Origin of the sequence: Pseudomonas laurylsulfatiphila, assembly GCF_002934665.1 — a bacterium.
In the GTDB taxonomy this organism is placed as follows: domain Bacteria; phylum Pseudomonadota; class Gammaproteobacteria; order Pseudomonadales; family Pseudomonadaceae; genus Aquipseudomonas; species Aquipseudomonas laurylsulfatiphila.
Window position 1 is genome coordinate 500,171 of sequence record NZ_NIRS01000001.1, and the last position, 25,631, is coordinate 525,801.

A 25,631-nucleotide genomic window follows, 5' to 3' on the forward strand; every position below is an offset into this window, starting at 1 on the left:
GCATGACGGTTCGGGTCCAGCGTGAAGTGTTCGACGTCGGCCGGCTGATCGCCAGCCTGCAGGCCAACGATCCGGGCGTGGGTGCTGTGGTCAACTTCGTCGGCTACGTGCGCGACATCAATCAGGGTGAGGCGGTCGCCGGGTTGTTTCTGGAGCACTACCCGGGCATGACCGAACGTTCGCTGCAGAAGATCATCGACAACGCCCGGGGCCGATGGCCACTGCGGGCCGTGGAGATCGTGCATCGGATCGGCCCGTTGTCGATCAGCGAGCCGATCGTGTTTGTCGGCGTCAGCAGCCCGCATCGCCAGGCCGCTTTCGAGGCCTGCGCGTTCATTATGGACTACCTTAAAACCGACGCGCCGTTCTGGAAGCGCGAAGACGTGGCCGGCGGCGCACGCTGGGTCGATGCCCGGGACAGCGACCGATCCGCTGTCGAGCGCTGGGCAGATACGTCACAAGAGGCGGCTATGCAACGCGTTCCGGCATAGCTACAGTCACGGGCTCAACGTTTGCCTGCACAAGGAACTCGCGCTTGAGCCCCACGCCCTCTCCGATCACGCAACAGGCTGTGCCCCAGCCCCGGACCATCAGCCTGCGCGAAGCCTTCCTGTTCTGGCTCAAGCTTGGCTTCATCAGCTTTGGCGGACCGGCCGGGCAGATTTCGATCATGCATCAGGAACTGGTCGAACGCCGGCGCTGGATCTCCGAGCGGCGCTTTCTGCACGCCCTCAACTACTGCATGTTGCTGCCCGGGCCCGAGGCTCAGCAGTTGGCGACCTACATCGGCTGGCTGATGCACCGGACCTGGGGTGGCGTGATCGCCGGCGTGCTGTTTGTGCTGCCGTCGTTGTTCGTCCTGATTGCCCTGTCCTGGGTGTACATCGCCTTTGGCGAGGTGCCCGTGGTCGCCGGACTGTTTTACGGGATCAAGCCGGCGGTCACGGCCATCGTGGTGCAGGCGGCTCACCGGATCGGCTCGCGGGCGCTGAAGAATGCCTGGTTATGGGGCATCGCCGCCGCGTCCTTCGTGGCCATCTTCGTGATCAACTTGCCGTTTCCGTTGATCGTGCTCGGCGCGGCGGTCATCGGTTACTTCGGCGGACGCCTGGCACCGGAAAAATTCAGGACCGGTGGCCACAGCGCGGCGAAACACTCCTACGGCCCGGCTGTGATCGACGACGACACTCCGTCCCCTGAACACGCCCGCTTCAGTGGTTTGAAGTTGGCGTACCTGGCGGTTATCGGTGCGATTTTGTGGACGCTGCCCATGGCCACACTCACCGCCCTGTTCGGCTGGGAAGGCACGCTGACCCAGATGGCCTGGTTCTTCACCAAGGCTGCGCTGCTGACCTTTGGCGGTGCCTATGCGGTGCTGCCGTATGTGTACCAGGGCGCGGTCGGTCACTACGGATGGCTGACGCCGACGCAGATGATCGACGGCCTGGCGCTCGGTGAAACCACTCCAGGTCCCTTGATCATGGTCGTCGCCTTCGTCGGTTTCATCGGCGCCTACGTGCAGCAGGTCTTCGGGCCGGATCAAGCCTTTGTCGCCGGTGCAGTGGCCGCCACGCTGGTGACCTGGTTCACCTTCCTGCCTTCGTTCCTGTTCATCCTCGCTGGCGGGCCATTGGTGGAGTCGACGCACAACGAACTCACCTTCACCGCGCCGCTGACGGCCATTACGGCCGCCGTGGTGGGCGTGATTCTCAATCTGGCGTGTTTCTTTGCCTATCACGTGCTGTGGCCCAAAGGCTTCGAAGGCACACTGGACTGGCCTTCACTGCTGATCGCCATCGTGGCGGGCATTGCCTTGCTGCGGTTCAAGCGCGGAGTGATCGAGGTGTTGATCGGCTGCGGGTTGATCGGTCTGGTGGTGCACCTGATGTTCTGAATCAAACATTTACACGCGCCCCAATCCTCCCTAGTATCCAGCCATCCCCCGGATGGCTTGTTCCACTCGCCACCGACGATTTCCGCCGCCGGAAACCTGCGCCATGCGTACTTTGCCGTCACTGCTGAACATTTCGATCCAGGCCACCTCGCTGCTGGCCGCGGACGGCATTGCATGAAGCGCATCGTCAACCTGCCCATGGCCCTGCGCCGTTCCAAGTTGCGTCACTCCGCACGTCCGCCGGATAGCGCCCTGCTCGCCTGATCGGCGAGCACCCTCCTTCGCTATCCCTACATTTGCTCAGCGTATGCAATCCCTGTAGGAGCTGGCTTGCCAGCGAAAGCGGTGTACCTGCCAACAACCATGGCGACTGACACGACGCCTTCGCTGGCAAGCCAGCTCCTACAGGTTGCGCACTTCGACTGACCGGCATTGGTTTCTCCCAATTCTGCGTGGACACCGACATGACACAACGTTGCAACTCCTACTACACCGCCACCCTCAACCAGGACACCGATTACCCGACGCTGCAAGGCCGGCACAAGGTTGACGTGGTGATCATCGGCGGCGGTTTCACCGGCGTGGCCACCGCCGTCGAGCTGGCGGAAAAAGGCCTGAAGGTCGCCATCGTCGAAAGCCACAAGATCGGCTGGGGCGCCACCGGGCGCAACGGCGGCCAGGTCACCGGCAGCCTGTCGGGCGACGAAGCCATGCGCAAACAGATGCGCCGCTCCATCGGCGATGAAGTCGACGATTTCATCTGGAACCTGCGCTGGCGCGGGCACCAGATCATCCGGCAGCGCGTGGAAAAATACGGCATCGCCTGCGACCTCAAGCACGGCCACCTGCACGCCGCGTACAAACCCGCGCACATGGACGGCTTGCGCAAGGATTACGACGAGGCGGTGCGCCGTGGCATGGGTGATGAAGTCAGCCTGCTCGACCGCAGCCAGGTGCGCGACCTGCTGCAAAGCGACCTCTACCACGGCGCGATCAAGAACACCCGCAACATGCACCTGCACCCGCTCAACCTGTGCATCGGTGAAGCTCGCGCAGCCGAAAGCCTGGGCGCGTTGATCTTCGAGAACAGCGAAGTGCTGGAGATCATCCATGGCGATGGCCTTCACAAGAGCCCTGGCGTACGCACCGCCCACGGGCACATCGACGCCAACCAGGTGCTGCTGGCCGGCGACGTCTACCACAAGCTGGAACCGGGCAAGCTCAAGGGCAAGATTTTCCCGGCCATGGGCGGCATCGTCACCACCGCGCCGCTGGGCGATCTGGCCAGGCAGATCAACCCCGAAGACCTGGCGGTCTACGACTGCCGCTTCGTGCTCGATTACTACCGCCTCACCGCTGACGGTCGCCTGTTGTTCGGTGGTGGCGCCAACTACAGCGGCAAGGATTCACGCGACATCGCCGCCGAGCTGCGCCCGTGCATCGAACAGACCTTCCCGGCGCTCAAAGGCGTGGCCATCGATTACCAGTGGAGCTGCGCGATGGGCATCGTGATCAACCGCATCCCGCAACTGGGCAAGCTGTCGGACAACGTCTGGTATTGCCAGGGCTACTCCGGCCACGGCATCGCCACCACCCACATCATGGGTGAAATCATGAGCCGCGCGATCACAGGCCAAATGGAGCAGTTCGACACCTTCGCCGCCTGCCAGCACATCCGCGTGCCCATGGGCGACCTGCTGGGCAACCCGATGCTGGCTGCCGGGATGTGGTACTACCAGATGCTTGAGCGATTGCGCTGAGCCCCCTGCATTGATGTTGTTTGTGTTGGCCCCTTCGCGAGCAGGCTCGCTCCCACAAGGATTTGCACAGCACCTGTGGGAGCGAGCCTGCTCGCGAAGAGGCCGGTACATTCAACACATCTACCAGCAAAAAAAAGCTCAAGCCTGCACCACCTCAACCCCCAACACCCGATAATCCTCGACATTGCCAGACGCCACATGCCGCTCGGTGATCAGCGTGTGCACACGGTTACAAGGCGCGACGACAAAGGGCTCCACCGCGCCGAGTTTGTCCGCCGTGGTAACGGCAATCACATGGGAGGCACAATCGAGCATCGCCTGCTTCACCGGCACTTCATCAAAGTGCAGTGAGCTCAAGCCCACCTGCGGGTGAATCGCGCAGACCCCGGTAAACAGCAGATCGGCCTTAATGCCCGCCAGCAGCCGCAGGGTTTCGTGGCCGCTGGCCGACATCGTCGCCGGGTTGAGCTGGCCGCCGGCCAGGATCACCTTGATGCCTTTGTATTCGGACAGGGTAATGGCCGTCATCGGCGACGCCGTGATCGCGGTGATGGCGATGTCCGTCGGCAGCGAACGCGCGATCTGCAAGGTGGTGGTGCCGGAATCGAACACCACGATCTGACCGTCCTGCACCCGTTGCGCAGCCAGTTGCGCCAGATGGGTTTTCACCTCATCGGTTTCGCTGATCCGGGTGAAATAGTCCTTGCCCGTGTCTTTGGGCCGCGGCAGCGCCCCGCCGTGCACCCGCTGCACCAGGCCGGCACTGGCCAGTTCCGCCAGATCGCGGCGGATGGTGTCTTCGGACACCGCGAAATGCTGGCTCAACTCCGAGGCCATGACCTTGCCGTCACGCTCGAGGATCAACAGGATTTTTTGCCGGCGCACTGACGGCAGTTCGGCAGCAGAATGGTTGTCTTGCATGTTTTTGCCCGTTTATGCGTGTGACTGCGTGTTGCACGAGAGTATCCGCAACCCCCGGCAAAAACAACGAACCGGCCCGGTATCATTTTTTTCGATCTTTCAAATCATTACAGCGAATTTTTTATTTTCCCGTGAGCTGTTCAAGATGGCGCCGTCACTCATGTCCTGGATGGAAACCTCATGAATATCAATTTTGCCTTTGCGTGCATGATCGTGGTCTCGTTCACCATTGCGCTGGTACACGCCTGACCGACAGGTCGTGAGGCGTCAAGATGTGCAAGGTCGCGGTAAAAGGCTGACAGATCAGGAATATGCTCTATAACCAGTGGTGACACGATTTCCGATCAGGGGAACTGGAAGGCTCCCTCGGAAGTTGATCTCTTAAAAAGTTGCGGACAATTGAGTGCCCGCCTGGAGACGCCACGATGAAACCCCTGAAAATAGCCGCCAGCGATGGCGCCGCCGCAAGCTTCAAGAACGCTCGGGAAGTGGTAGCGCTCAGCCAGACCGATTTCACCAACGTCGCCGTGGCGGTGGTGTCTGTGAATGACGTCATGGCCGGCGCCCTGGGTGCCATTCAGCGCACCGGTTTCGACATTCCGATTTTCCTGGTGGCCTCGCCGGATTCCGCCAACCGTCCCCGGGAAGTCTATAAGCACCTGACGGACGTGCTGCTGCAGGTGAACGGCATTTTCGATCTCACCCGCGCCAACGCCGAGTACCATGGCAACCAACTGGAAACAGCGGCCCGGGCCTATGAAGACAGTCTGCTGCCGCCATTCTTCGACTCACTGAAGAAGTACACCGAAGCGGCCAACGCGACCTTTGCCTGCCCCGGTCACCAGGGCGGCCAGTTCTTTCGCAAGCACCCGGCCGGCCGACAGTTTTTCGACTTTTTCGGCGAGACGCTGTTTCGCGCCGACATGTGCAACGCCGACGTCAAGCTCGGCGACCTGCTGATCCACGAAGGCCCGGCGCTGCTGGCGCAGAAACACGCCGCGCAAGTGTTCAACGCCGACAAGACCTACTTCGTGCTCAACGGCACCTCGGCGTCGAACAAGGTGGTGACCAACGCCCTGCTGACCCCGGGCGACCTGGTGCTGTTCGACCGCAACAACCACAAGTCCAACCACCAGGGCGCGCTGCTGCAGGCCGGGGCTACGCCGGTGTATCTTGAAACCGCGCGCAACCCCTACGGCTTCATCGGCGGCATCGACGCCCACTGTTTCGAAGAAGACTACCTGCGCGAACTGATTGCCGAAGTCGCCCCGGACAAGGCCCAACTGCCACGGCCGTTCCGCCTGGCGATCATTCAGTTGGGCACCTATGACGGCACCGTGTACAACGCCCGGCAAGTGGTCGACCGCATCGGCAAGCTGTGTGACTACATCCTGTTCGACTCGGCGTGGGTCGGCTACGAGCAGTTCATCCCGATGATGAAAGACTGCTCGCCGCTGTTGCTCGACCTGAACGAAAACGACCCGGGCATCTTCGTCACCCAATCGGTGCACAAACAGCAGGCCGGTTTTTCCCAGGCCTCCCAGGTGCACAAGAAAGACCGGCACATCAAGGGCCAGGCCCGCTATTGCAACCACCACCGGCTGAACAACGCCTTCATGGCCCAGGCCTCGACCAGCCCCTTCTACCCGCTGTTCGCCTCGCTGGATGTCAACGCGCGCATTCACTCGGGCCGCAGCGGCCTGCGTCTGTGGGAGGACTGCGTGAAGTTCGGCATCGAGGCGCGCAAGCTGATTCTCGAAGCCTGCACCATGGTCCGCCCGTTCGTGCCGGACACCATCGAAGGGCGCGCCTGGGAAGACTACCCAACGGAAGACATCGCCAGCGACATCCGCTTCTTCGAGTTCCATCCCAAGGACCGCTGGCACGCCTTTGCCGGCTACGCCGAGAAGCAGTACTTCATCGACCCGTGCAAATTGCTGTTCACCACGCCGGGCATCGACCCGGTGGACGGCAGCTACACCGACTTCGGCATTCACGCCGGCATCCTCGCCAACTTCCTGCGCGAGAACGGCATCGTCCCGGAAAAATGCGACCTCAACTCGATCCTGTTCCTGCTCACCCCGGCCGAAGACTGGGCGAAGATGACCCACCTGGCCGCCCAGATCGCCCGCTTCGAACGCTTCATCAGCGACGACGCGCCGATGAGCCGGGTGCTGCCGGCCATCTACGCGCAGCATCAGGAGCGCTACCGCAACTACACCATTCGCCAGCTCTGCCAGGAAATGCACGACCTGTATCGCCACCACAACGTGCAGCAGTTGCAGAAGGACATGTTCCGCAAGGAACACTTCCCGAAAAAGGCCATGAACCCGCAGCAAGCGCAAATCGAGTACATCCGCGGCAACGTCGAATTGGTGGCGCTGGCCGATGCGGACGGGCGTATTGCCGCTGAAGGTGCGCTGCCCTATCCACCAGGGGTGCTTTGCGTGGTGCCGGGTGAAATCTGGGGGGGCGCGGTGTTGAAATACTTCCTGGCGCTGGAAGAAGGCATCAACCGCTTGCCCGGCTTCACACCGGAGTTGCAAGGGGTGTACCTGAAGCAGGAAGGCGGTCGTACCCGGGCGTATGGGTATGTGATCAAGGCTTGATGGCATGCGGCAGGAGCTGGCACAGGCCGGCTCCTGCCCAATGCATCTTTCTAGAATTTTTCCGCAATGTACTTGAACGGATAGTTCGGATCCCGATAGTTGCCGGGGCTTTGGCGCTTGGGCAGTTTCACTTTCGCCCGCGGTACTTCTTCATAAGGAATGCTGTTCAGCACATCGCTGATGATGTTCAGGCGCGCCCGCCGCTTGTCATTCGAGTTGGCGACCCGCCACGGGGCGAACTCGGTGTCGGTGGCCTCGAACATGTCGTCCCGGGCACGGGAGTAGTCGTACCAGCGGTTATAGGACTTGAGGTCCATCGGTGACAGCTTCCAGATCTTGCGCCCGTCAGTGATGCGCGCCTTGAGGCGTCGGGTCTGTTCTTCCGGGCTCACTTCCAGCCAGTATTTGATCAGGATGATTCCCGATTCGACCAGAGCCTGCTCGACGCGTGGCACCCCGGTGAGAAAGGTGCGCACCTGCTCGTCGGTGCAAAACCCCATGACCCGCTCGACACCGGCGCGGTTGTACCAGCTGCGATCGAAGATCACCACTTCACCGGCCGCCGGCAGGTGCGGCAGATAACGTTGCACATACATCTGGCTTTTTTCCCGCTCGGTCGGTGCCGGCAATGCCATCACCCGGAACACCCGCGGGCTGACCCGTTCGGTCAGTGCCTTGATGGTCCCGCCCTTGCCGGCGCCATCACGGCCCTCAAAGACGATGCAGACCTTGGCGCCCGAGTGCTGTACCCACTCCTGCAGCTTGACCAGTTCGACATGCAGCCGCGCCAGTTCCTCGAGATACACTTTGTTCTTGAGCTTGCCGCTTTCAACCGGCTTGCTCTTCGTTGCAGCCTTCTTCTTTGCCATGCCCGTTACCTCCTTCAATGCGTCACACAGCGTCCGGAAAGCACCCGGCCGCGTTCATTCAGCGTCGACTGCGCTGGTAATGTTCAACCGCCAGTTCCAGGTTCAGGAACATGCGTGCCTCGCCCAACGTATGGCCCAAGGGGGCCTTGATGACCATGTCCCATACGCTGGGGCTCATACCCACCAGCCACAGTGAAATGCCTTTCTCGCTCATGCGCTGCTCGGCGCTGGTGAGCATTTTCAGGGCCGTGTATTCCAGATCGAACACGCTGCGCAGGTCCAGGACCACGACCCTGGGTGTCGCCGCATCGATCAGCGGCCGGATTTTCTCGGCGATGCGCTCGGCATTGGCGAAGAACACCCGCCCCTCGGGCCTGAGCAACAGCAGCCCGTCAAAGTGTTCGTCGTCGGCGTGTTCGTCAGACGGCGGCCGGTACACATTGGTGCCGGGCTTGCGCCCGAGGACATGCACCGGTGGGTCCGAGACCTGATAGGCCAGGGCCAGCAACGAGACGATGATCGCCACGACGATCCCTTGCAGCGTGCCCAGCAGCATCACGCCGATCATCGCCACCACGGCCCAGGCGAATTCGGTACGCCGAACCGACAGGATTTCGCGAAACTCCGCCGGCTCGATCAAGCCCACCGAATACACGATCACCACGGCGGCGAGCGTGGCATTGGGCATCAAACCAATGAGCGGTGCCAGCAGCAGGCAAGTGCCCAATGCCAGTGCAGCGGTAATCAGTGCGGCCAGTTGCGAGCGGGCGCCGGCCAGGCGGTTGACCGCCGTTTGAGTGGTCCCGCCACCCGCGACCATGGCCCCGAGAAACGCACCGCCTATGTTGGCAACGCCAGTGGCCAGCAGCTCCCGATTCGGTTGTGGTGCAGGCTCGTCACTGCGGGCGAAAGCGCGTCCCGCGGCGATGGTTTCGGTGAAACTCATCAGCGCGATACCCATCGCCGAAGGCCACAGGGTTTCGGCCAGCGACCATAGCGGCAGGGTCGGTGCCGGCAACCCGATCGGCACCACGCCAACGGCGGACACACCAAAACTCTCCAGGCCAAGCAGGCTCATGCCGAGGATGCCCAGCGCCACCGCAATCAAGGGTGCGGGCAGTCGCGGCGTAAAGCGCTTCATGCCGACCAGCAGCAGTATCATGAACACCCCGACCGCCGCGGTCGGCAGCGCGGCATGAGGGATGCTCTGAACCGTAGCCACCAGGTTGTGCAGGAAGCCACCTTTTTCGATGTGGGTGCCCAGCAGTTTGGGGAGCTGGTCGAGCACGATGACCACGCCTATGCCGGCCTTGAACCCCACCAGCACCGGTTCGGAAATGAAATTGGCGACGAAACCCAGGCGCAGTAACCCCGCGACGATCAGGATCGCACCCACCATCAGGGCCAGCGTGGCAGAGCCCGCCAGCAGGGTCGCCGCATCGCCATCGGGGCTGATCTGGCCCAGTGCGGAGCCTGCGAGAATGGCCAGGGTGGTCGTGGTGCTGACACTGAGCGGGCGCGATGTGCCGAGCACGGCATAAATCACCATCGGCACCAGCACCGTGTACAGCCCGACCTGCACCGGCAAGCCGGCAATCGTGGCGTACGCCAGCGCCTTGGGAATGACCACGGCCGCTGCCGTCAGCCCGGCGACCACATCGCCCCGCAGCCAGTCCGGCCGATAACTGCCGAGCCACTCCGGGATCAACAGGCTGCGCAAGGTACCCCGTTGTGGAATGCCGGGGTTCCGCGCTTGCGGATCGCTGCCTTGTTGATTCATCAGTCACTCCAGTCACAAATCGTCCGTGCGGATGATGAGTGGGCTCAACTGACCGCACAATCCTTTAACTGCACGCGTAACCACTACAGACCTTCATCGGCATCGAAGTGCGCCTGCCCGCAGGCAATCCATGCAGGCTCGACTACAAATGTAGCCGGTTTGCACAGCTACGCCGCCACATGGCTGGAGAAGGAGACAGACGCCCCACCATCTGCGCGCAAAAATGGAAAGCCTTATATGGACGACGCCATGAAAGCGATTATTGAGCTATACCCGCTAATTCCCCCCATTGCAGTTCTTCAACTCAGGAGTTTGGCAATGAAGCTCAAGACCTCTCTGGCAGCACTCATGGTGGCGGCCAGCCTTTTCGGCTGCGCCACTTCCTCGCACCATGGCGTGAACCTCAACCTCGTCGCCACACGGCAAAACGCCGGTCAGATCGGCACCGTCACCTTGACCGACTGGGACAAGAAAACCGGGCTCAGCTTCTTCATCAGCGGTGCTCCAACCGGGGTTACCCTGCCCCTGCGCCTTTATTCGTTCATCAATAACGGCACCTGCGAGCAACCCGGGTCAGTCGCCTACGCGATGAACGACACCGTCAACACCGAACGCCAACCCATACGCGGCTGGTCTTTTACCCGAACCGCGCCAGTGCAGTTGCAAACCTTGCTTGAAGGCAAGTATTCGGTGGTCGTGCGAACGGCTGCGACCGATGGCAACGTCGATATCTTTTGCGGGGATATCAAGGCGACAGAGCCGGTGAAATAGCCCTGGCCAGTGCAGGCCAGCCCACGCCCCGGTACCGCTCGTGCCACCGATTGTCCGGTGCGAGCGGTGGTGTTCGGTGAATGGAAACGGGGGCCGGCGACAACAGCGGCAACAACCAGTAACAACCAGTAACAAACCTGTCATTACTCACTGATAACGTCCTGACGCTTTCCCGAACCGCATCCGCTCGATCTCCGATCGCCAGTTCCCTGTACCAGGGCTTTGCCCATCCGCTCAAGGTGACACTTCAGGTGTACGCAAGCACGACGCGCAAGCAAATCATCATCAGGTCCAACGACATAAGCTGCGACGACTTCGGCGCGTTGTTCTCGAACCTGTTCGGCAACCTGTATGCCGACTCCCCGCCGCCGCCGAAAAACATCATCATCGGCGGGGTCTACGGCCGGCACGAAGGTGTCAGTTTTCGGCGCATGCACTATCGCGGCGACTTCACGGTGGACTTTCCCGCGCCCCTGGATGAAATCACTTTCGTCATTCCTACCGCCGGCAAGATCATCTTCAACCATGTCACCGAGTCGGTAGGTTTCGCGCAGATCGGCCTGGCGATCGACAAGGCCGAGGTCCGCTCGGCGCGCTTTGTCGATAACCACGCACAGCACGGGATTTCGATCAGCCGTCGGCTGATCACCGAGCGCCTGTCGACGCTGCTGGGTAAACCCATCCTGCAAAAGGTGCATTTCGAACCGGTGGTGGATCTGCGGGCATCGGCCTTGCAGGGCATCAGGGCATTGATCGAACTGGCCACGGGCAGCGAGTTCGACCTGCTGATCAACAGCGGTTCGCTGATGCCTTCGCGCCTTCGCGAAATGCTGGTCGATGCGGTACTGGAAACCTGGCCGCACAACTTCACCGAGGCCCTCCGGCGCCCTTCCCCACTGATAGCGCCGCGGCATGTGAAGCTGGCCGTCGAATACATCCAGGCGCACCCCGACCACCTGGCCAGCGGCACGGAACTGGCGCAACTGACCCATGTCAGCCTGCGCGCCTTACAGGAAGGTTTTCAGCGTTTCATGGGCACTTCGATCGTTGCCTATCAGCGCCAGGTACGCCTGGAGCGCGCCTTTGCCGCGCTGTCCCAGGGGGCGGCGCCGTCGGTGACAGACGTGGCCTTGCAATACGGCTTCAGCAACGTCGGGCGGTTTTGCCAGTATTTCCAGAGCGCCTACGGTATCAGTCCTGCAGACGTGAGAAAGGGTGTGCGAACGCGGCCGATGGGTTCAACAATGCTCTGAACCCTCGGGGATTCAGGAATGGCAATGAACCAATGTGGGAGCGAGCCTGCTCGCGATGGCGGAACGTCAGTCACCATGGTGTTGGAAGTGATGACGTATTCGCGAGCAGGCTCGCTCCCACAATGATCTCCAGTGAATGGCTTCCCGTCAGAACAGGTAGCTGGCCTTCAGCCCGCCATTGAAGCCATGGCTGTCGCCGCCACCGCTGGCGCCGATTTCAGCCCCCACGCTCCACGGCCCAAGGTTGGCCATGACGTTGACGCCACCGGTGAACTGGTCACGGTTGTCGAAGGCGGCCTGTTGCTCGATGTCCAGGCCCAGCAGGTGCCCTTCGCTGTCGACTTCAGTGTCGCCCAGCACATGCTCGTAGCCCACTTGCACCCCCGGCACCAGTTGCCAGGCGCCCAGGTTGACCGGTGCAAAGGATGCGTTGAGGTTGGCCACCGCGCTCTTGCGGGTCTCGTGGATGCCATCGACGTCCAGCGCCAGCTCGCTGCCTTTTTCCTGGAAGCCCGACAGATTGACATGGCTGACCCGCACACCGAGGCTTGGCTCGAGGGTCACGCCCTTCACCGGAACACGGTAGCCCACGGCCAGGGTCGCGCCGGTGAGGTTGCCATGGCTGTCGCCCTTGGCCGTGCCCAGGCCGCCGCCGAGTTCGCGCTTGCTCTCGTAATCGAGATAACCGGCGCTGGCATCGGCATCCACAAACAGGCCGCGCTCCAGACCGTTCGGTGCAAAGCGGGCACCTACGCTGAAGAAGGTCAGGTCGGTATCGGCCTCGCCACCCGCGCCACCGACATTGCCGCTGCTGTAGCCGAAGCCGGCATGGGCGCTGAGCTGTTCGGAAAAGCGCTGGGTCAGGCCAATCATCATGCCCTGGCTATGCTCGTTGCTGCTGGAGGCCTGCGAGGAGCCGTCGGTGCCCAGATACCCCGCCAGGGCGGTGCTCCACAGGCGATATTGCCCGGTCTTGAGGTCGGTGCCGCTGGTGAAGGGCGCAGCGGCCTGATCGATCATCGCGCCCTGGCGCAGCAGGTAGCTCGCAGCATCGGCATGCACCTGGCCGCCAACGGTGGACTCGACGCCGCCGAGGCTGCGCGCATCGATGGCTGATTGCAGGTAGTAGTTGTAGGCGCTGTAGGTGCCCGACAGGTTGCTGTTCTGCAGTTGTTGCAACAACTGCGCACCGGCCGCGGCGTTGCCGGCCAGGTCCGCCGCACCCGGCAGGCTGTTGTAGAACACCATCTTGCCGCGCAGCACGTAGATGGTTTCCTGGGACAGGCCGAGGCCTTGCTTGAGGTAATTGTCCATGGTGCCGTACTGCGCGGTCACCTGGTCCAGCCCGGCTTGCAGGTAACTGGCTTCCACACCGATCAGCGGCCCATAGATGGTCGCCATGCTTGGTGGCATCGCCGCCAGGGTCGCCTTGATACGCGCCGCGGTGTAGTCGTTGGTGGCCAGGTAGTTGCTCATGATGGTGGCATCGTCGAGCCCGGCGATGCTTTGCAGCACAGCCGCGGTCCAGCCCGTGCGGTCCTTGCCGGCGGTGCAATGGAACAGCGCGGCACCGTCGACCGCGGCCAGTTCATTGAACAGCTGGTTGAACTCGCTGCGCATCCCCGCGTTCCTGACGAAATCACGGTTGGTGTCCTGCATCATCGCGGTGGCTTCGGCGGCACTGTGGAACGCGATGTTGGTGACGTTGGCGCCAGACGTTGAACCGCCGATGATGTCGATGTTGCTGTAGGTCGCGCCTGTGAGCATCGTGTCGGGCGTGGCGGCGATCTCGGTGGGCGTGCGCAGGTCGTAGACCGCCTTGATGCCCAGGCCGTTGAGGGTCGCCAGGTCCGCCGCCGATGGCGTCAGCGCATTGGAGCGGTAAAACACCCCGCCACGCATCGTGCCGTCGTTGGCTGTGGTGTACGCCGTGGTGAGACCGGCGACATCGCGGAAGTTATCGATGCTCTTCAGGCGTGGCGTGTTGAGGGGAACAGTCTCGGCCGCCTGGGCGGCAGCGATGGACAGGCTCAAAACAGACAGCGAACACACAAGTCGTTGGAACACAGTGCAGCCTCATTGGAATACGTTGGGCTGACCAATATCTACATTGAATTGACGCTGAACATGACAAATCGCCCGCAGACGCAAATCACTGCGCGATGTGTCCGGGTGGCTCGTTTTCTGTCCGTGCCTGGCCCGGGGTGCGGCCAGCCTCAGTGCCGAAAACCAATGACAGGCCGGGTGGGAAACGTGCTGCGCGATGTCCGCCGATCAAATGCCAGACGCAAAAAACCCGCTTTTCAGCGGGCTTTTGGCTTTTCTGAAACGGCTCGCTACTGCTGTGAACTCAATGGGTTTTTTTCGAGGTCGACAGCCCGGCTTTACTCAAGCCTTTGGTGTTGTGCTCACCCGGCGTCGAGGTCGAGATAGCTCTGGCCTTGGAGATGCCGCGAGTATCCTTGGAGTGGGCGATGCCTGAGGTCGTGCTGCCATGACCGTTGTCATCGTTGCGCTCACTACCGTAGTGGTTGCCGCTCAGGCCATGGTCGCGCACGGATTTGCCGGCATGGTCGCTGTCCAGCCCGTTGCCGCGGCCGTTACTGCCGGAGTGGCCTGTGCCGGCGTGTCCGCCACCCATGCCGCCGCCGTGGCCGCCACCGTTTCCGCCGCCATTACCACCGCCGTTTCCACCGCCGCCGCCACCGTTTCCACCGCCACCGCCACCGCCACCGCCGTCCTTCGCGTAGGCAGAACCCATGATCGACAGGCCATCAGGCAGCAAAGGGGCGGCTGCAAGCATCATGGCGCATGACATTACAGCAACGAGACTCTTGTTTTTGAAAAGCATGATTGCTTCCGTAGGAGGTTGATATCGCGTGGTTTATGACGCGATATCCCGCAAACAGTTCAAGCTCGACGACAGGCGGCTGGAGGCCATTCACACATCAATCGAACACACCATTGAGAATTTCATAAACGAGCCCGGTGGCCAACGCGACCAGGATCAGATCCGTGCCGACTTGCTGCCACTCGTAACCGTCATAGTGGGGCAACCTGCCGACCAGCCGGCCATCCAGCTTTTTGGCAATGCCGGGTGGAAGTGGCTTGCCTCGGGCAAGGTTCTTTTGAATACCCGGTGGCAAGGCAGGCCCGGGGCTCCAGTAGCCCGTGTTGGCGCCAATGATCTCGAGCACGCTGCTGTGATTGATGCTTGGACCATGACTCCAATCCCCGCCGCCGGAATTCTTGTTCTTGTTGCCATGACTGCCCTGGTTGCCATGGTTGGCCTTGTTGTTGCCCTGGCCGTTTCCTGGATCAGCCAGTGCAGTCACTGAGCCGCTGACCAGGGCCAAACAGGTGATTGCTGCAATCAACGATCGAGACTTGAACATGAGTCGTTCCTTCGTGGCGGGAATGTTCCCTGAACTTTAGACGCCATTGACGGACTTGGTTCCATCGGGTCACCGGGCGCAACGATCCGTTCACCCCGCTTGATACGTCGCAGATACGTCAACGCGTGGCGCTGTTTCCCGACTGTTACCTCAGCGCCGCAGTTGTCACTTCTGCGCCGCCGAACGGGCCAATAGAGTATGGCCGTCGGTGTGGAACAGGGTCGTCGACTTGTCGGCGCGCTGGCACCGATCCCCCATCACGGAAGAGGTGAATCATGAGTTTCGTCAAAGTGGAAAAAAACCAGAGCAGCGCCCCGTCGGATGCCGATATGAAAAAAGCCATGGTCGAGTCTGGCGGCCAGCCGGGCGAGGTCACCGGGAACAATGCCGCCCGCACCCTGACCTACACCGGCGTGGTCAATCACACGGTGTTTGAGAACAAGCTGATCGAGATTGCCAAGGGCAAACGCACCAGCTGGAACTTCGTCTGGGCCGATGCCCGGGCCGCCTGAGGTCAAGGCGGGGCGGCCGATCGGCTGCCCCGCTGACCCGGCCCCTGATACAACCCCGATACCCGCTTGTAACACCACGACACTTAGCCGCCCTACCCCTCGCCCCTAGAGTGAAGCCGTCAATGGACTGCAGCGCCAAGCGCCAGCAGCCCATTGTTTGCCCAACACACCACCAAGGAAGAGGGAAACCATGAGCAAGTCAATCGCTGTCAGCCAACAGAGCCAGCAGCTTCACAATGATGTGCAAGAAGCCGTCAAGTCGATCATGGGTGCAACGCAACTGAAGGCGGCGGATTACGGCCGGGTCCTGAGGTCGGCCCTGGCGGCTTCGCAAAAAATCGTCACCATCGAAATCGCCCCCGGCGACCTGACGCTGCTGAAGAAGTCCGGCTACAAGCTGTGCTTTGCCAAGAAGGTGGGTGACGCCGACTACAACGTGGTCTGGCAGTCCTATGACGCTTACCTGAGCAACAACGAGTTCAGCTGGACGCCGCAGTATCAGCTGTTCGCCTCCAACCTGTTCAAGGCAAATGTGCAGGTCAAAGTCTCGACCAACATCGTCAATATCGGCCTGGGGCAAACATCGACACTCGATGAGCACGGTCTGCTGAGTTCGGCGGTTACCGGGGGGCCGAACATTTCCATGACCTTTGTAAACGACTACGGCCCCATCCATCCGGGTATCAACCAGCTATCTACCGGCATTGATGGCAATCAGGTCAGCACCCCCATTTACGTTGCGGTGGATCAGGTGGTCACCGGTGAAACCGTGCTGACACCGGTGGAAACCATCCTCGTGTGGTTCGAACAGAACGTACAGACCAGCACCATGTTCAGTACCTCACGCTCCAAGGCGATCGAAATCGATCTGACGTTCGATAACACCGCAGGTCGCCTTTACGAAGGCGGTCAGTGGAAAACCGTATAACCGTCATACCGGGGCAACCTTGCGGTTGCCCTTTCACCCTTCTTTACCCGCCGTGGCGAAGTAGCCCGTCAGCGAGCGACAGATCGACTGCGCGAGGTCCTCCTGGGTGGCGATGCCATAGGGTCGATCACGATCGAACTGCGCCGACCAGCGAATCCGCCCCTGCGCCACATCCACCAGGCGCAATGACGCGCGCACCCGCGAAGGCTCGACCCGCACGCTGCCCTCCAGGCAATAGCTGTAACGCCCGCCACGCTTGAGGTCCGGTACCGGCTCGCTGTTGCGTGCCACCCGCATCAACACATGATTGGTCCCGGTCTGCGCCTGCTCGAACGACTCGAACAGGCGGCAACTCAACTCCTCGCACAAGCCCCGGGCAAAGTCATTGCCATCGCGGGTGAGGCAGGTAAACGGCTGGATCTGGACCACAGGATGGCGCGTGCCGACGCCCTTGGGCCGCAGCCGCTGATAGGTCAATCGATAACACCCGGGTGGAATGCTGAAGCGCACCGGATCCTGCTGGCCGTTGCCGGCGTAATGCGCTGCGAGCTTGCGCCGCAAACGCCCCACCTGCACTCGCACCACCGGATCATCGCCCGTGCAATACACTGCCGGGTCACGACGAAACACCGCGATGCCGATGGCGTGCTCGGTCAGCGGCGTTTTGCCAGCCTGAAGGTCGTGCTCGACCAGAAAGCGCAACAGACTGCCCATGCGCCTGGACTTGGCAAACAACGGGCTGACCAGCAACAGCGCCAGCACCCGCTCGATTTCTTCCCGATCGAGCGGCTCGGGAACCCCCGCCGCCGTCGAATCGGCCATGCTCATGATCACCATCGCCTGCCTCCGTGCAGGTTGCCGACAGGAATGGATGTCGCACTCCGTGATTACCCTTGCAGCGCGAGCAGGAACGGGGCTCGGACACTGCAACGACCAAGCTTAGCAGCCGTGTTGATATCGGCAGGCAATTGCGATGGTAGCAACCCGCCAGCCGACGAACGTTCAATCTTGACGCCTGATTAATTTGTAGGACTTGCCCCTTTGTGGCGAGGGAGCTTGCTCCCGCCGGGCTGCGAAGCGGCCCTCATCCCTTGCAACTCATTTCCTCAGACACATTGCAGTGCCCGGTTTACGGCGGCAGAGCCGCCGCTACCCGGAGCACACCGACCGCCTGGTGGTGATGGATGCGCCGGTGCCGGGCATTCCACCCTACAACCGTAAATCAGTGCTCCCTCCCGATTTACGCCGCACGGCCACCACGATTGAAATCGTGGTGGCCGTGCGGCCCTTACCTTGCGCCCTCCTGAGCCGAATTTTTCCGTCCTGGAACTTTCCTACAAGCTGATGTCGATATGATGGCGCGCAGTAGCAAATCATTCTGGATCGACCAGCGCCAGGCTGTTCCCTGGCCCCTCAAGGAAGTGTGTAATGAGACTAATCATTGCGATGTTGTTGATGCTGAGCGGCTACGCGTATGCCGGGTGCGAAAACATCAAAGACGATGACCAGCGCAACTATTGCAGGGCCCAGCAAAGTGGCAACGGGTGCGAAAATATCAAAAACGACGACATGAGAAATGCTTGCCGGGCAGAGACAGGCGGCAGTGGTTGCGAAAATATCAAGGACGATGACCGACGTAACTATTGCCGGGCCAAGCAAAGGGGCAACGGGTGCGAAAATATCAAAAACGACGACATGAGAAATGCTTGCCGGGCGGAGACAGGCGGCGGCAGTGGTTGCGAAAATATCAAGGACGATGACCAGCGTAACTATTGCCGGGCCAAGCAAAGTGGCAATGGTTGCGAAAATATCCATAACGACGACCTGCGCAACCAGTGCAGGTCCGTGACGCCATGAAAGAGCGGCGTCAAAACGGTCAATCAAGCCCAATTGCGTGATCTTTGGGCACATAAAAAATCCGATGCCTGATTGGGCATCGGATTATTTATCAACCACGTCTATGCTGTTTCAGCCAGCAGCCGAATCAGGCCTCATCGTAATCAGAAATTCGCCGGCGTATTCGCGCTGATAATCTCCGCCTCATCCGCCCCGATATTGCGAAACCGATGCGGCAAGGTCGTCGGGAAGTAATAACCATCCCCGGCGTTCAGCACACTCACCTGGCCATCCACGGTCAACTCAACCGTACCCCGTGTCACCAGCCCACACTCCTCACCTTCGGAATGCACGATCGGCTCTTCGCCCGAGCTTGCGCCCGGCGCGTACTGCTCGCGCAGCAGGCGCATCTGCCGGCTCGGCACGGAGGCGCCGATCAACAGCAGGCGCAGGCCGTGGCGACCGAGGTCGGGCTGTTCGTTGGCGCGGAAGACGTACTGGTGTTCGCGGGGTGGCTGATCGAAGGTGAAGAAGTCGGCCAGGGACATGGGGATGCCCTCCAGCAGTTTCTTCAGGGAGCTGACGGAAGGACTGACCCGATTCTGTTCGATCAGGGAGATGGTTGCATTGGTGACGCCGCTACGCCGGGCCAGCTCGCGCTGGGACAGTTTGTAGCTTTCGCGTACTAATTTGAGTCGTGAGCCCGTGTCCATGACAGCCTTATGTGCCAACCCGTAGGAGCGAGTGTGTTCGCGATTGCGATTTTAGCCTCAACATTGATGTTGATTGAACTGGCGTTTTCGCGAGCAGGCTCGCTCCTACAGGGATAATGGAGGGGTGGAGTACAGGCGCGGATCACGCCGTTTTCCGGTCCCGGAAACGTGAAAGGCGGCTATTAAATCACGTTTGTTGGTAATGCTCAGCAGGTTCGATAAACGGCAGAATAAAACAACCTGTAGGAGCGAGCCTGAACTGGCCTAATGATTTTGGACACTTCAATCGGGCGCTATGATGGCGCTCAAATCTGAGGTGTTTGGATATGCGTAAATCTTATTCCAGTGAGTTCAAACTCAAGGCCGCCAGCATGGTGCTGGACGAGGGTCAGTCAATTCCCGATGTTTGTGCCAGTTTGGATATTGGCCCTACGGCCTTGCGCCGTTGGGTCGACCAGGTTCGCAAAGAACGCTTGGGTTCGACCCCGGTGGGGGCCAAGGCAATCACCGCCGATCAGCGGGAGATTCAGCAGCTCAAAGCGTTGCTCAGGCAAAAAGACCTGGACATTGAAATCCTAAAAAAGGCCAGTGCTCTCCTGCTTTTGGACTCCAAAGATCATTCGCGCTGATCAATGAGCTGGACGAGCAGTACGGCGTTAACAATTGCTGCCGGGCGTTTGGAGTCACCCGCAGCAGCTTTTACGCCTGGCGTCAGCGCCAGGGCAAGGTGAATCCTGAACGGGAGAAACTTAAGGCCGTGCTGGTCAAGCATCATCAGGAGTCCAGAGCGTCCGCAGGGTCTCGCACCCTGTCCAAGGAACTGCAAGCCAAGGGGCATCGTGTCGGGCGACATATGGCTCGTAGCTTGATGCGCGAAGCCGGTGTTGCCAGTCATCAGCGGCGGCGGCACAAGTACAAATCTTCCGGCGTTGAGGCGCTGGTGGCGCCGCATGTGCTCAAGCGCAAGTTTGATGTCACGGCGGTTAACCAAGTGTGGTGCGGCGATGTGACCTACATCAAAGTCGGCACGCGCTGGATGTATTTCGCGGCGGTGCTGGATCTGTTTGCCCGCAGGATCGTGGGCTGGTCGTTTTCGATGATTTCCGATGCCACGCTGACCTGCGAAGCGTTGCGGATGGCGGTCGACCTGCGAGGCCGGCCAAAAGAGGTGCTGTTTCACTCTGACCAAGGCTGCCAATACACCAGTCATAAATTCAGGAAAGAAATGCGCAAACATGGCCTCCTGCAAAGCATGAGTCGCAAAGGTGAGTGCTGGGACAACGCTCCGATGGAGCGTTTCTTTGGAAGCCTCAAGTCAGAGTGGGTACCAGAAGACGGCTACCGCTCGGAACATGAGGCGCGGGTGGATGTGCAGCGTTATGTGATGCGTTACAACAACGTCAGGCTCCATAGCTACAACGACTACCGGTCGCCGGTAGCTATGGAGAAACTGGCGGCATGAAACCGTAACTGGTGTCCAAAATTAGTTGACCAGTTCAGCCTGCTCGCGAAAGCGGTGTGTCAGGCGACATCAGTTTTGGCTGATATGGCCTCATCGCCAGCAAGCTGGCTCCTACAGGGGACAGCGGTGTTTCAGATAAAAATCCGGCGGCATCCTTTTGGGGACGCCGCCGGCGAGGTAAAGCTTAGATGCCGAAACGGTCGCGCAGCGAGTAGTACACGGCGCCCAGGGCGGTCAACGGTGCCGAGAAGGTACGCCCGCCGATCATCGGCATGTGTGGCAAGGAGGCAAACGCGTCGAAACGCTCGGCGTCGCCACGGATCATTTCCGAGATCAGTTTGCCAGCCAGGTGCGAGCAGGTGACGCCGTGGCCGCTGTAGCCCTGCATGTAGTAGGCGTTTTTCTCGATACGGCCGAATTGCGGCATGCGCGACATGGTCAGCAGGAAGTTGCCGGTCCAGCGGTAGTCGATCTTCACGTCCTTCAATTGCGGGAAGGTCTTGAGGATTTTCGGGCGGATCAGTTGCTCGATGTCGTCCGGTTCGCGCGCACCGTAGACCACGCCACCGCCGTACAGCAGGCGGTTGTCCGCGGTCAGGCGGTAGTAGTCGAGCAGGTAGTTGCAGTCTTCGACGCAGTAGTTGTTCTTGATCAGGCTGCGGGCCTGCTTTTCCGACAACGGCTCGGTGACGACGATCTGCGAACCGCACGGCATGCTCTTGCTGGTCACGCGGTTGTCCAGACCCTGCGGCAGGTAGGCGTTACCGGCGATCAGCAAGTACTTGGCCTTCACCACGCCTTTGGCAGTGCGCACGGTGATCGGCTCGCCGTAGGTGATTTCCACCGCCGCCGATTGCTCGTAGATCTTGCCGCCCAGGCCGATGATCGCCGAGGCTTCGCCGAGGGCCAGGTTCAGCGGGTGAATGTGACCGCCCTGCATGTCCAGCAGGCCACCGACGTAGGCGTCGGAACCCACTTCGCGCTTGATGTCGGCTTCGCCGAGCAGTGTCAGGTTCTTGTTGCCATAGCGCTCCCAGCTCTTCTTCTGTTCGGCCAGGCCTTTGAGTTGCTTCTTGTTCATCGCCGCGAAGATGCCGCCGGGACGGTAATCGCACTGGATGTCGTAGTGCTGTATGCGCTGGCGAATGATGTCGGCGCCTTCGAAAATCATGCTGCCGAGCACTTCGGCGGTCTTGTCGCCGTAGCGCTCTTCGATGACATCGACGTCGCGGCTGTAGGAGTTGACCAGTTGGCCGCCGTTGCGACCGCTGGCGCCGAAGCCGACTTTGGCCGCTTCGAGCACGGTCACGCTGTAGCCCGCTTCGGCGAGGAACAGCGCCGAGGACAGGCCGGTGTAGCCGGCGCCGATCACGCAGACGTCACAGTCCACCGCCCCTTCCAGCACCGGGAAATCGCCGGTGAAGTTGCGGGTGGCGGCGTAGTAGCTGTTTACATGCTGTTGATTAGAAGAGCTGTGTTTCATAGGTTTCTCCGAGGGTCGCCGGCAACGTGCCGGCGGCCGCCGTTTAAAAGGTGTTAGAGCTTGATCCAGGTCGCTTTGAGTTCGGTGTACTTGTCGAACGCGTGCAGCGATTTGTCCCGACCGTTACCCGACTGCTTGTACCCGCCGAACGGCGCGGTCATGTCGCCGCCGTCGTACTGGTTGACCCAGACGCTGCCGGCACGCAAGCCACGGGCGAAGGTGTGAGCCTTGCTCAGGTTGCGGGTCCAGACGCCGGCGGCCAGGCCGAAGATGCTGTCGTTGGCAATCGCCAGGGCTTCTTCAGCCGTGTCGAAGGTGATGACCGACAGCACCGGGCCGAAGATTTCTTCCCGGGCGATGGTCATGGCGTTGGTCACGCCGTCGAAAATCGTCGGTTCCACGTACTGGCCACCGGTGTCTTCGAGGGTGCGGCTGCCGCCGGCGATCAGTTCGGCGCCCTGCTCCTTGCCGATGCCGATGTAGCGCAGCACGTTGTCCAGTTGACGCTGGTCGACGACCGCACCAACGGTGGTCGCAGGATCGAGCGCGTGGCCCGGCTTCCAGGCTTGCAAGGCTTCCACCAACAATGGAATGAACTGCTCGCGAATCGAACGCTCCACCAGCAGGCGCGAACCGGCGGTGCAGACTTCGCCCTGGTTGAAGGCGATGCCGCTGGCCGCTGCCTGCGCTGCCGCGCGCAGATCCGGTGCGTCGGCGAACACCACGTTCGCGCTCTTGCCCCCGGCTTCGGCCCAGACGCGTTTCATGTTGCTTTGCCCGGCGTAGATCATCAGTTGCTTGGCAATCGCCGTGGAGCCGGTGAAGGCCAGCACGTCGACATCCATGTGCAATGCCAGCGCCTTGCCCACCGTGTGGCCGTAGCCCGGCAGGACGTTGAACACGCCTTTCGGGATGCCGGCATCGAGTGCCAGCTGCGCGATGCGGATCGCGGTCAGCGGCGACTTTTCCGAAGGCTTGAGGATGAACGAGTTGCCCATCGCCAGGGCCGGGGCGAATTTCCAGCTGGCCATGATCAGCGGGAAGTTCCACGGCACGATGGCCGCGACCACGCCGGCCGCTTCGCGCGTCACCAGGCCCAACTGATCGTGGGGCGTGGCGGCGACTTCGTCGTAGATCTTGTCGATGGCTTCGGCGGTCCAGCGGATCGCGTTGGCGGTCGCTGGAATGTCGATGCTCATGGAGTCGCTGATCGGCTTGCCCATGTCGAGGGTTTCAAGCAGGGCCAGTTCTTCCTGGTTGGCCAGGATCAGGTCGGCGAAACGGATCAGGATGCGCTTGCGCTCGGCCGGGGCCAGGTTGGCCCACACACCGGATTCGAAGGTGCGGCGCGCCACGGCGACCGCCGCATTGGCGTCGGCTTCGTCGGTGCTGGCGACGTTTGCCAGGAAACGGCCGTCCACGGGGCTGATGCATTCGAACGTGGCGCCACTGGCGGCCGCGCAGTATTGGCCGTCAATGAAGGCACGACCTTCGATTGTTAGGGACTGGAAGCGTTGCTCCCAATCGCTGCGAGTGTTTGTCATGGTTGTGACTCGACGCAGGGGAATAGGTAGTGCGGGACCCACTGTAGGAGCTGGCTTGCCAGCGATAGCGCAGGGACATTCAGCATCGATGTCGCCTGATGGACCGCATCGCCGGCAAGCCGGCTCCTACAGGGGGCCAGGCACGAAACTCATTTGTGGGAGCGGGCTTGCTCGCGATGAGGCCGTCACAATCAACATTGATGGCGACTGATCCCCCGCTATCGCGGGCAAGCCCGCTCCCACAGGGTTTGGCGGCGTACACAGGTTTTTGTGTACGCCGCCAACACCGTCAGACGGTATGCAGGTACCAGTTGTACTCAAGGTCGGAGATGGAGTTCTCGAACTCGGCCAGCTCGCTTTCCTTGCACGCCACGAACACGTCGATGTACATCGGGTCGATGTAGCGCGCCATGACCTCGCTGTCGTCCAGCTCGCGCAAGGCATCGCGCAGGTTGTTCGGCAGGCTCTGCTCGTTCTGCTCGTAGCTGTTGCCTTCCACCGGGGCGCCCGGCTCGATCTGGTTGGTCAGGCCGTGGTGCACGCCGGCCAATACCGAGGCCATCAGCAGGTACGGGTTGGCGTCGGCACCGGCCACGCGGTGTTCGATGCGCACGGCGTCCTTTGAGCCGGTCGGTACGCGCACAGCCACGGTGCGGTTGTCGATGCCCCAGCTCGGCGAGTTCGGCACATAGAACTGCGCGCCGAAACGACGGTACGAGTTGACGTTCGGGCAGAGGAACGCCATCTGCGCCGGCAGGGTCTCGAGCACACCGCCGATCGCGTGTCGCAGCGCGGCGTTCTGCTCGGGATCCTCGCTGGCAAAGATGTTGTTGCCTTCTTTGTCGAGAATCGAAATGTGCACGTGCAGACCGTTGCCCGCCTGGCCTGGATACGGCTTGGCCATGAAGGTGGTGTCCATCTCGTGGTCGTAGGCGATGTTCTTCACCAGACGCTTGAGCAGGACCGCGTAGTCGCAGGCCTTGATCGGGTCAGCCACGTGATGCAGGTTGACTTCGAATTGCGCCGGGGCGCTTTCCTTGACGATGGCGTCAGCCGGGATGCCCTGCTCTTTGGCACCTTCGAGGATGTCTTGCAGGCAATCGACGTATTCGTCGAGGTCGTCGATCAGGTACACCTGGGTCGACATCGGACGCTTGCCGGATACCGGCGACCGCGGCGATTGCGGACGACCGTTCACGTTGTCCTGGTCGATCAGGTAGAACTCCAGTTCGAACGCGGCGCAGATGGTCAGGCCCAAGTCGTCGAACTTGCGCACGACATTGGCCAGCACTTCACGCGGGTCGGCGAAGAAGGGCTCGCCTTCGAGTTCGTGCATGGTCATCAGCAGTTGCGCAGTCGGGCGCTTCTGCCAGGGTTCGATGCTCAGGGTGCCCGGGATGGGGTAGCAGATCCGGTCGGAGTCGCCGATGTCCAGACCCAGGCCGGTGCTTTCCACCGTGGAGCCATTGATGTCCAGAGCAAACAGAGACGCCGGCAGGTTGATGCCTTTCTCGTAAACCTTATGAAGACTGGTGCGCTCGATGCGCTTGCCGCGCACCACACCGTTCATATCCGCAATCAGAAGGTCGACGTACAAAACCTCAGGATATTTCTTAAGGAATGCGTTTGCTTCGTTGAGTTGAACGGTACGCAGAGGGACCGACATGATGCACCTATTTTTTACTGTTAATTATTATGTTCACCGCCCTTTCACGAGCCCAGTCAATCCGAAAGGCAAAGTGAAGTCAATAGCGAACACCTGGCCTTTCAACGTTTATTTTCGGGCCTCTCAGAAGGACGAGAGTGCCAGATATGCCCTCAAACACGCGTAAACCCTGAAGATCGGACGTGTGGCGTTTAGAATTTTTTACATGAGAGTTGTTAATTAAAATCAACAAGGC

Annotated in this window: 22 protein-coding genes; 10 read left to right on the forward strand and 12 right to left on the reverse strand. The window is 60.9% G+C overall.

The window, feature by feature from the left end; genetic code table 11:
• Positions 1-2: 2 nt before the first annotated feature.
• The 3 genes from moaE (at position 3) to CD175_RS02300 (ending at position 3,654) form a co-directional block, all read left to right on the forward strand.
• Positions 3-491, forward strand: coding sequence for a molybdopterin synthase catalytic subunit MoaE (gene moaE, locus CD175_RS02290; protein WP_104447494.1), 489 nt, complete (start codon positions 3-5; stop codon positions 489-491).
• A gap of 44 nt (positions 492-535) precedes the next feature.
• Complete coding sequence (chrA, locus tag CD175_RS02295) at positions 536-1,894, forward strand: chromate efflux transporter (RefSeq protein ID WP_104447495.1); 1,359 nt, start codon at positions 536-538, stop codon at positions 1,892-1,894.
• A gap of 464 nt (positions 1,895-2,358) precedes the next feature.
• The gene (locus tag CD175_RS02300) at positions 2,359-3,654 is read left to right on the forward strand and encodes an NAD(P)/FAD-dependent oxidoreductase (protein ID WP_104447496.1); all 1,296 of its coding nucleotides are present in this window, start codon (positions 2,359-2,361) and stop codon (positions 3,652-3,654) included.
• Between the two features lie 138 nt (positions 3,655-3,792).
• Here the strand turns inward: CD175_RS02300 and CD175_RS02305 are convergent, their stop codons facing one another.
• Entirely contained in the window at positions 3,793-4,575 is a 783-nt protein-coding gene (locus CD175_RS02305; RefSeq protein ID WP_104447497.1) for a DeoR/GlpR family DNA-binding transcription regulator, read from the reverse strand.
• Between the two features lie 425 nt (positions 4,576-5,000).
• Here CD175_RS02305 and speF point away from each other — a divergent pair, with 425 nt between their 5' ends.
• The gene (gene speF, locus CD175_RS02310) at positions 5,001-7,184 is read left to right on the forward strand and encodes an ornithine decarboxylase SpeF (protein ID WP_104447498.1); all 2,184 of its coding nucleotides are present in this window, start codon (positions 5,001-5,003) and stop codon (positions 7,182-7,184) included.
• A 50-nt stretch (positions 7,185-7,234) separates the two neighbouring features.
• Here speF and ppk2 read toward each other — a convergent pair whose 3' ends face one another.
• Both ppk2 and CD175_RS02320 read right to left on the reverse strand, forming a co-directional pair.
• Positions 7,235-8,053, reverse strand: a complete 819-nt coding sequence (gene ppk2, locus CD175_RS02315) for a polyphosphate kinase 2 (protein WP_104447499.1) — start codon at positions 8,051-8,053, stop codon at positions 7,235-7,237.
• Positions 8,054-8,111: 58 nt separating this feature from the next.
• Positions 8,112-9,833: a SulP family inorganic anion transporter gene (locus tag CD175_RS02320; RefSeq protein WP_104447500.1), complete on the reverse strand. Its 1,722-nt coding sequence runs from the start codon at positions 9,831-9,833 to the stop codon at positions 8,112-8,114.
• Positions 9,834-10,151: 318 nt separating this feature from the next.
• Between CD175_RS02320 and CD175_RS02325 the strand changes: the two genes are divergently transcribed.
• On the forward strand, positions 10,152-10,604 hold the full coding sequence (locus CD175_RS02325) for a hypothetical protein (RefSeq protein ID WP_104447501.1): 453 nt from the start codon (positions 10,152-10,154) through the stop codon (positions 10,602-10,604).
• Between the two features lie 251 nt (positions 10,605-10,855).
• Positions 10,856-11,857 (forward strand): AraC family transcriptional regulator, encoded by a 1,002-nt coding sequence (locus CD175_RS02330; protein ID WP_104447502.1) that lies wholly within the window; start codon positions 10,856-10,858, stop codon positions 11,855-11,857.
• A gap of 147 nt (positions 11,858-12,004) precedes the next feature.
• Here the strand turns inward: CD175_RS02330 and CD175_RS02335 are convergent, their stop codons facing one another.
• The 3 genes from CD175_RS02335 to CD175_RS02350 form a co-directional block, all read right to left on the reverse strand.
• Entirely contained in the window at positions 12,005-13,924 is a 1,920-nt protein-coding gene (locus CD175_RS02335) for a tyrosine-protein phosphatase (RefSeq protein WP_104447503.1), read from the reverse strand.
• Between the two features lie 283 nt (positions 13,925-14,207).
• Complete coding sequence (locus tag CD175_RS31275; RefSeq protein ID WP_205886312.1) at positions 14,208-14,708, reverse strand: hypothetical protein; 501 nt, start codon at positions 14,706-14,708, stop codon at positions 14,208-14,210.
• A gap of 97 nt (positions 14,709-14,805) precedes the next feature.
• On the reverse strand, positions 14,806-15,252 hold the full coding sequence (locus CD175_RS02350; RefSeq protein WP_104447506.1) for an anti-virulence regulator CigR family protein: 447 nt from the start codon (positions 15,250-15,252) through the stop codon (positions 14,806-14,808).
• Between the two features lie 275 nt (positions 15,253-15,527).
• On the opposite strand from CD175_RS02350, the gene CD175_RS02355 reads away from it, so the two are divergent.
• Together CD175_RS02355 and CD175_RS02360 are read left to right on the forward strand one after the other, a co-directional pair.
• Entirely contained in the window at positions 15,528-15,764 is a 237-nt protein-coding gene (locus tag CD175_RS02355; RefSeq protein ID WP_104447507.1) for a hypothetical protein, read from the forward strand.
• A 190-nt stretch (positions 15,765-15,954) separates the two neighbouring features.
• A complete protein-coding gene (locus CD175_RS02360; protein ID WP_104447508.1) occupies positions 15,955-16,692 on the forward strand; it encodes a hypothetical protein in 738 nt (245 codons plus the stop codon).
• A gap of 33 nt (positions 16,693-16,725) precedes the next feature.
• Here the strand turns inward: CD175_RS02360 and CD175_RS02365 are convergent, their stop codons facing one another.
• The 3 genes from CD175_RS02365 to CD175_RS02380 form a co-directional block, all read right to left on the reverse strand.
• On the reverse strand, positions 16,726-17,529 hold the full coding sequence (locus tag CD175_RS02365) for a hypothetical protein (RefSeq protein WP_104447509.1): 804 nt from the start codon (positions 17,527-17,529) through the stop codon (positions 16,726-16,728).
• Between the two features lie 597 nt (positions 17,530-18,126).
• Positions 18,127-18,582, reverse strand: coding sequence for a hypothetical protein (locus tag CD175_RS32020; protein ID WP_158255654.1), 456 nt, complete (start codon positions 18,580-18,582; stop codon positions 18,127-18,129).
• Positions 18,583-18,692: 110 nt separating this feature from the next.
• On the reverse strand, positions 18,693-19,241 hold the full coding sequence (locus CD175_RS02380) for a cupin domain-containing protein (protein WP_007975263.1): 549 nt from the start codon (positions 19,239-19,241) through the stop codon (positions 18,693-18,695).
• 326 nt (positions 19,242-19,567) lie between these two features.
• On the opposite strand from CD175_RS02380, the gene CD175_RS31525 reads away from it, so the two are divergent.
• Positions 19,568-19,870 (forward strand): transposase, encoded by a 303-nt coding sequence (locus CD175_RS31525; RefSeq protein ID WP_240628910.1) that lies wholly within the window; start codon positions 19,568-19,570, stop codon positions 19,868-19,870.
• A gap of 8 nt (positions 19,871-19,878) precedes the next feature.
• Entirely contained in the window at positions 19,879-20,703 is an 825-nt protein-coding gene (locus CD175_RS02385; protein ID WP_240628908.1) for an IS3 family transposase, read from the forward strand.
• A gap of 184 nt (positions 20,704-20,887) precedes the next feature.
• On the opposite strand, the gene CD175_RS02390 is transcribed toward CD175_RS02385, so the two are convergent.
• The 3 genes from CD175_RS02390 to CD175_RS02405 form a co-directional block, all read right to left on the reverse strand.
• Complete coding sequence (locus CD175_RS02390; protein ID WP_102701227.1) at positions 20,888-22,186, reverse strand: NAD(P)/FAD-dependent oxidoreductase; 1,299 nt, start codon at positions 22,184-22,186, stop codon at positions 20,888-20,890.
• 53 nt (positions 22,187-22,239) lie between these two features.
• The gene (locus tag CD175_RS02395; protein ID WP_104447512.1) at positions 22,240-23,730 is read right to left on the reverse strand and encodes an aldehyde dehydrogenase; all 1,491 of its coding nucleotides are present in this window, start codon (positions 23,728-23,730) and stop codon (positions 22,240-22,242) included.
• 289 nt (positions 23,731-24,019) lie between these two features.
• Positions 24,020-25,396, reverse strand: a complete 1,377-nt coding sequence (locus CD175_RS02405) for a glutamine synthetase family protein (protein ID WP_104447513.1) — start codon at positions 25,394-25,396, stop codon at positions 24,020-24,022.
• Between the last annotated feature and the right edge of the window lie 235 nt (positions 25,397-25,631).